This is a genomic window from Agrobacterium tumefaciens str. B6 (genome assembly GCF_001541315.1).
Classification (GTDB): domain Bacteria; phylum Pseudomonadota; class Alphaproteobacteria; order Rhizobiales; family Rhizobiaceae; genus Agrobacterium; species Agrobacterium radiobacter.
Window position 1 is genome coordinate 181,235 of sequence record NZ_LMVK01000052.1, and the last position, 6,117, is coordinate 187,351.

At 55.6% G+C, this 6,117-nt stretch carries 6 protein-coding genes and 4 pseudogenes; 5 read left to right on the plus strand and 5 right to left on the minus strand.

The genetic code is table 11. The annotated features are described in order from the left end of the window. Positions 1-6: 6 nt before the first annotated feature. The gene (locus tag ASB65_RS26860; RefSeq protein WP_060725994.1) at positions 7-555 is read right to left on the minus strand and encodes a TRAP transporter small permease subunit; all 549 of its coding nucleotides are present in this window, start codon (positions 553-555) and stop codon (positions 7-9) included. 329 nt (positions 556-884) lie between these two features. Next, positions 885-1,567 (minus strand): annotated as a pseudogene (locus ASB65_RS26865) (IS6 family transposase). A gap of 77 nt (positions 1,568-1,644) precedes the next feature. On the opposite strand from ASB65_RS26865, the pseudogene ASB65_RS26870 reads away from it, so the two are divergent. The 4 genes and pseudogenes from ASB65_RS26870 to ASB65_RS26885 all read left to right on the plus strand — a co-directional run. After that, positions 1,645-2,082 (plus strand): annotated as a pseudogene (locus tag ASB65_RS26870) (ATP-dependent DNA ligase); the annotation flags it as partial. A gap of 171 nt (positions 2,083-2,253) precedes the next feature. Continuing rightward, positions 2,254-2,730, plus strand: a complete 477-nt coding sequence (locus ASB65_RS26875; protein ID WP_060725995.1) for an Hsp20 family protein — start codon at positions 2,254-2,256, stop codon at positions 2,728-2,730. A gap of 73 nt (positions 2,731-2,803) precedes the next feature. Next, the gene (locus ASB65_RS26880; protein ID WP_060725996.1) at positions 2,804-3,103 is read left to right on the plus strand and encodes a DUF982 domain-containing protein; all 300 of its coding nucleotides are present in this window, start codon (positions 2,804-2,806) and stop codon (positions 3,101-3,103) included. 10 nt (positions 3,104-3,113) lie between these two features. Further along, positions 3,114-3,389, plus strand: coding sequence for a hypothetical protein (locus ASB65_RS26885; protein WP_060725997.1), 276 nt, complete (start codon positions 3,114-3,116; stop codon positions 3,387-3,389). Between the two features lie 11 nt (positions 3,390-3,400). On the opposite strand, the pseudogene ASB65_RS29270 reads toward ASB65_RS26885, so the two are convergent. Then, positions 3,401-3,526 (minus strand): annotated as a pseudogene (locus ASB65_RS29270) (ATP-dependent DNA ligase); the annotation flags it as partial. A gap of 158 nt (positions 3,527-3,684) precedes the next feature. After that, a complete protein-coding gene (locus ASB65_RS26895) occupies positions 3,685-4,827 on the minus strand; it encodes a Fic family protein (RefSeq protein ID WP_060725999.1) in 1,143 nt (380 codons plus the stop codon). 548 nt (positions 4,828-5,375) lie between these two features. Between ASB65_RS26895 and ASB65_RS26905 the strand changes: the two genes are divergently transcribed. Further along, positions 5,376-5,657: a hypothetical protein gene (locus ASB65_RS26905; RefSeq protein WP_060726001.1), complete on the plus strand. Its 282-nt coding sequence runs from the start codon at positions 5,376-5,378 to the stop codon at positions 5,655-5,657. On the opposite strand, the pseudogene ASB65_RS29060 reads toward ASB65_RS26905, so the two are convergent. Beyond that, positions 5,626-5,944 (minus strand): annotated as a pseudogene (locus ASB65_RS29060) (BCCT family transporter); the annotation flags it as partial. The gene ASB65_RS26905 and the pseudogene ASB65_RS29060 overlap by 32 nt on opposite strands. Positions 5,945-6,117 lie beyond the last annotated feature (173 nt).

The following is a 6,117-nucleotide window of genomic DNA, read 5'->3' on the forward strand; positions in this document are numbered from 1 at the left end:
CTTCGATCAGAGCATCGCCGCTTCGGCGTCGGCCTCTGCGACGGGATCAGGAATAACGCCGCGTAGGATGGCGACGCGCTTGATGAGCTCCGAAGCACCCTGCAGGGCAAGAAGGCTGAAACCGATCGGGATCAGCGCCCAGACCGGCCACTGGATGAGGCCGCCCGTGTTGTTCGAAACTTCACCGGAAGCGAATTTCTGCAGGAACACGGGCCAGGAGAGATAGACCGTGATGATGCAGAAGGGCATGAGAAAGAAGATGGTGCCGAGGATATCGACCCACAACTGCCCTTTCCGCGGAAGATTCCCGTAAACAAGGTCGACCTTCACATGCTCATTGTTGAGGAGCGTGTAGGCGGCGGCGATCAGGAATACGGCAGAAAACAGGTACCACTGTGATTCAAGCCACGCATTTGAACTCATGGAGAACGCCTTGCGCATCACCGCATTGATGGCGCTGATGAAAATAGCCACCAGAAGCAGCCACGCAATACCTTTGCCGATCGCGGAATTGGCTGCATCAATGGCGCGCGAAACGGCCAACAGAAATTTCATGAAATCCTCCCCAGGAAGCGGCCGCGTACTCCTCAATACATGTGCTGCCGCTATAATGCGGGCAAGATATCAATGGTGGCTTCTCGCTCAAGAGCTGCCGCTGGCGAACTTGTTCAGGCATACCGAGAACTGGGTATGAGGAAGTCACAGAGCAAAAAACATGCCTTATGTTGAGACGAAATCGCGTCCATGCCGTCGCGTCGTTTCAACTTCAATGCGCGGTGAAGGTGGGCTTTGAGGGCTGCCGAATGTTCTACCGCCGTCACCGGCCAATGGGTTATGTCGCAAATTTATCATGATGTTAAAAGCGGCCTGATCTTCAGACGCAATTATGCTGCGAGCTCCGCAAAGACTTCAAATGGCGAGCGGTTGTCATTTGCGAACTGCTTCTTACGGATCATATGCGCCACTTCAATGCCCGCGATTGTCGCTGCGGCTGAATGAAACGCCTTGTAGCCCATCATCGGTTTGGTGATCCGTTTGATGAACCGATGATCTTGTTCAAGAATGTTGTTCAGATTTGACCTGCAGGATTTCAATCATCTTGCTGTGCCCGGTGATCTTCAGGATATTGTTTACTATCTGCACACCAGCCAAATTAGCTCCGCTTTTGTCGATAACGATCTCGCGCGGAACACCATTGCTTGCAATGGCTTTTTTAAAGAAACGCCGTGCTGCACCGAGATTCCCGCGTTCAGAGAGCATGAAATCAAGTATTTGGCCATCTCGGTCAACGGCTCGGTACAGATAGGTCCATTGACCACGAACCTTGATATAGGTCTCGTCAACACGTCAGGAACGGTCGTGGGTCGCTTGCGCTATTGTGCCTTGGCAGCGATCAGCGGCGGGTACCGAACAGCCCATCGGTTCAAGGTCGCATGGTCCGCAGCAATGCCGCGTTCTGCTAGAATTTCCTGAAGGTCACGACAGGAAATCGGGTAGCGCACGTAAAAGAAGACTGCATGCAGGATGATACTTTGGGAAAATGGGTACCTTTGAAAGCGACCGTCATTCGCATCCGCCTCACTCAATTATGCGCACTCGCGCTCACATAGCTCAGCAGAAGTGAAAATTTTGCGACACGGCCGCTCGATCGGCATGGAAGGCATCATCGCCAAACATCGCGATAGCCCCTACCGCTCTGGCCGGATCGGCGACTGGCTGAAGATCAAATGCATTCAGAGCGAGAGCTTCATGGTCGTCGGCTACGAGCAGTCGGGCACCGCCCGCGGCGGAATCGGCAGTCTGTTGCTCGCCACCCGTCGCGGCCACGACTGGGTCTATGTCGGGGCCGTTGGCACGGGCTTCAAGGAAAAAGATGCGGCGTATCTGAAGAAGACCCTCGACAAACTGAAGACGAGGACACCGGTCGTGCCGCTGAAGGGTAAGAACTATGTCATCGCGCAGCCGACGCTGATCGCCGAGATCGAATTCCGCGGCTGGACCGACGACGGTAATCTGCGTCATGCTTCATACAAGGGCTTACGCGAGATACAGGACAATGCTGCAGTCCATGAGCTCGACTGACCTGACGTGGGCGGCCGTCGCGACTTCCAATTTTTTTCGCTGACACTCTTGAATCGGAAATTCTCAAAAACCAAATCGATTGCCGCCAGCTGCTGATGACAGGGCTGGCCTTGCTGGGAGCACCGCCTTTCGGCGCTTCCGCACCCATGTTGCTTCAAGGAGGATATGGCTATGGCAACATCTTATGACTACGCACCCTTGTTCCGCTCGACCGTCGGCTTTGACCGGGTCTTCAATCTTCTCGAAAACGCCCAGCGTGCCCGTTCGATCAGCGACTGGCCGCCCTATGACATCGTCAAGACCGGTGACGACAGCTACCGCATCTCGATTGCGGTGGCGGGCTTTGCCCAGGATGATCTCGACGTCACCTTCCAGTCCAACCTTCTGACCGTCACCGGCAAGAAGCAGGAGACGGCCAATGACGGCTACCTGCATCGCGGCATTGCCGGCCGGCCGTTCGAGCACCGCTTCGAGCTCGCCGACCACGTCCGCGTGAACGGCGCCGATCTGCTGAATGGTCTCCTGTCAATCGATCTCATTCGTGAGATCCCGGAGGCCTTGAAGCCTCGGAGGATCGATATCCAGACCAGCTCGGGTCTGGCCCAAAAGGTCGCCCCCGCGCAGATCGAAGCGCAAAAGGCCGCCTAACCGAAACCATTGGAGAAGTGCGCCGCGCGAAGCGGCGCCCTGTTAGACATTCCGGGTTGGAAAGGAGAGTGCCATGAAACCCGATATGTTCAGACAACCTGTTATCATCCTTGTCGGCCTTGGCTTCCCGGCCAAGATCTGTACCGTCATGGATGCCTACCGGCATCTTGCAGAGTGGCCAGTATCGATGCGCGACACGGCGCACTCGATCGCGCTGAAAGCCTGTAGTGCCGCGTTGCGTGGTGAGATCGAAGCGGAAACCGCGCGCGGTCTGTTTGCCGCGTTCGCTGAGAAGCACGATCTCTTGGCGCCGGAGATCGACGCCACGGCCACGTCCCACCTTCGGCGGGACAGAGATCCGCACGTTGGCTAGGGAGGCCGACATGCACGAGATGTTGCAACTGGCTGCAAGCAGGGCCGCTGCGATGGGTCCGATTGTACTACTTCAGGGCATGCAGATTGAGCGGCCGATCGATGTTGTGAAAGCGACTGCTCTCACCGCGGACGACAAACGGACAATCCTGGCGGCATGGGCTTCGGATTTCTACGCGGTGGATTCGAAGCCGGTGTTTCGCCATATTCCTGGAACACCGGAGCCGGTTTCCATCGATGAGGTTCAGGCTGCCCTCAGAGAACTTGATCGGCGCTATGGCTTCTGATCACAGCGATCTCAAGCAGCCTGCTTCATCGACTTCGCCAATCGCTTGAGAGCCTGCTCCAGCGAGCGCCGTCTGTCGCAATAATCCTGCCTGGCCGTCGTCTTCGCCAGGAGCGCCGGCACGGTTCTGATTGTGAAGCTTTGGATCGAAATCCGTCTTATCTGTAAGCGACAAGCTGAATCTTGGCACACGACGATGCCGGTGGGAGGGGCGCCAAACCCATCACTCGCAATCAACATTCACGGTGCAAAAGGCTCTCCCGCTCATCGGAGAGGCTGTGGCCAGCGGATCAACCTCACTTGGACCAGGGCTTATGGTTCACCGGGAAACCCATGATCAGTTCATAGGCTGTGCTACGCCCACCAGCCTCGCCTTTCCGGAGGATCTCTTTCGCTAACAGGTCCGCAATGTCGCGAGACGCCGTATCCTGAGATGCGTTCGTCAGTTTCGCCCACTTCGTTGATGTGAGATTTCCCTCGAAGTTGCCTTCTAGCAGCCTGTTGAGAACCTTGGCTTGTCTTGGGTTAAGATCATGCGCAGCATGCCTTTGCCAGAAATCATTCTTTAGCATGACGTTGTCGAGGGTTGCCAGCGCGCCTCCAACAGCGTTGCCCAAACGATCCAGGAACCACTCGACCCAGCTCGTGATGTCGAGAGCTTCATTGCCTGTGATTGATTGCAGGGCTTCATAGTAACCGGCGCGCGACCTCTCGATAGCGGCAGACATGGAGTAAAGTCTTGGGGCGCCGCCACCACTCCGTGCAAGTGTCATGTCGGCGATTGCACGGGTTATGCGGCCGTTGCCATCACCGAAAGGATGGATGGCTACGAACCAAAGGTGGGCGATAGCTGCTTTAACGAGGGGGGCGAGATCATGCGATCCGTTGAACCATTCGAGAAAGGCCGACATCTCAGCCTCTACGCGGTCTGCCGGTGGTGCAACATATTGGACTTTCTCGTATCCGAATGCGCCAGAAACAATCTCCATACGGCCACCTGAGTCGTCACGCCACTCACCGACACGAAGCTTGTGCCCCCATTCGTTTCGGCCAGTTGGAAAGAGCGCCGCATGCCATTGAAATAGCCGCTCTGCTGTCAGTGGGTGTGAGTAATTGATCGTGGCGTCGAGCGTGATATGGACAATACCTTCAACAGAACGGTTCGGCGTCACGAGCCCATCGATGTCGATACCGAGCCGCCGGGCCAACGATGATCGGACCTGTTGTTCATCTAGTTGCTCTCCTTCGATCGCCGACGACTTGACAACGTCGTCCGTCAGCACCTGCAGGAACGTTGCCTCGCGCGTACGAAATCCGAGGCTCTCGACGCGGCCGATGAGGCGCCCCTGATCGAAGCGTACTGCTGCAAGCCTTGATGCCAAGTGCTCGAGTTTCCATTCGAAATTCGGCCATTGGGGAGATTGCCAGATATACGTCATAGCGCAGGATAAGACCCAAATGCGGGGAATAGCAAGCGTAATCTCCGCATGTTTGCGGACATTGTCGACCTAGGTCGAAATATCCATGTTGACAAAGGACGGAAGTGATTGCTTCGCTGAGTGCTTTTGGCATTCTTGGGTCTGAACTTGCAGGAAACATAATTTCATTTCGTCATCTTTTCTGAATGTGTTTTCGTTGTATTGAAAATGACATTTCTCCAGTTTACCGAATCGATGCGGAGTTGGGGACATACCCTCGGCTGATACGAATCCCGTCAGACCGGTCGCCATCTCCGCAATTCAAATCCAATTGGATCCGCGACCGGGATTTGCCGACTATGTGGTATCCGGTCTGAGCCCGCTTGCGGAATTGCCAAAAACTCATATTGGGTGGTGGGTCGTTATCGAGATCACGGTCCACAATCTTGTAATTCCCCTTTTGTATTTCGGGGAATTTCCTGGTCTGTATCCTAATCCACCCGAAACATCGTGTAATGTCATCGGCCTCGAAAACTGAGCTTTCCTCGCCAGCGTATTTTAATATTACGATGTACCGCAATCGTCGCTCCATCGTGGAATATTATTATATATTACAGGCGATATGGTGGTTTATCGCGGAAGCTGTGCATGTCTATATCGAGGCGAGTGGGCGACCTGCGAAGTCAATTCCAAGCGTCGCAAACCTCGCTTTGGCGCTGACCTATCGCCTCGATGCCGCCGCAGCCGGTCTTGCAGAAACGCTCGGCCGTGAAGCCGGCAAGGTCCCGATCGACGGGATCATGTCAGTTCCCGTCGTGGTCACGGCCTTAGGGCAGGGGTTGGCAGATTAGGCGGACGCCGACATTGCCTAGCCCTCCGCTTCAGCCGAGGCAATTTTGCCTCCAGTTCCTCGAAGTGACCGTGCACCTCAATGTCGTCGAGCAGGCCCATCCACAGCGATACGCACAATCCAACCATGGCCAGCAGGAAAGGAGCTGCCGCAAGGATCGAAGCGGTTTGTAGGCCGCCGAGGGCCCCCCATGACAAGCAGAACGCAGGCCGAGGCACCTGCAAGCAGGCCCCACAGCACTACGATCGACGTCGCCGGACGCTGGGTTCCCCGGCAGGACAGCATGCCCGTAGTGGTTCCATAACATACGTTATGCGATTATTGTTTGTAACGGCATTTTAGAGATGCGACACATAGGCCGGTTAGAGATGCGACAGTCGTCGCCTCTTGGGATGCTGGTCCAACGTCAGCAATGGGAAGCAAGATCAGCGACGTGCATCGTGGCCGAGGTCATCCTTGTT

Excerpts from the sequence above, each read along its gene's own strand:
- ASB65_RS26860 (WP_060725994.1), bottom strand. The coding sequence starts at position 555 with ATGAAATTTCTGTTGGCCGTTTCGCGCGCCATTGATGCAGCCAATTCC.
- ASB65_RS26875 (WP_060725995.1), top strand. The coding sequence starts at position 2,254 with ATGGCAACATCTTATGACTACGCACCCTTGTTCCGCTCGACCGTCGGC.
- ASB65_RS26880 (WP_060725996.1), top strand. The coding sequence starts at position 2,804 with ATGAAACCCGATATGTTCAGACAACCTGTTATCATCCTTGTCGGCCTT.
- ASB65_RS26885 (WP_060725997.1), top strand. The coding sequence starts at position 3,114 with ATGCACGAGATGTTGCAACTGGCTGCAAGCAGGGCCGCTGCGATGGGT.
- ASB65_RS26895 (WP_060725999.1), bottom strand. The coding sequence starts at position 4,827 with ATGACGTATATCTGGCAATCTCCCCAATGGCCGAATTTCGAATGGAAA.
- ASB65_RS26905 (WP_060726001.1), top strand. The coding sequence starts at position 5,376 with ATGTACCGCAATCGTCGCTCCATCGTGGAATATTATTATATATTACAG.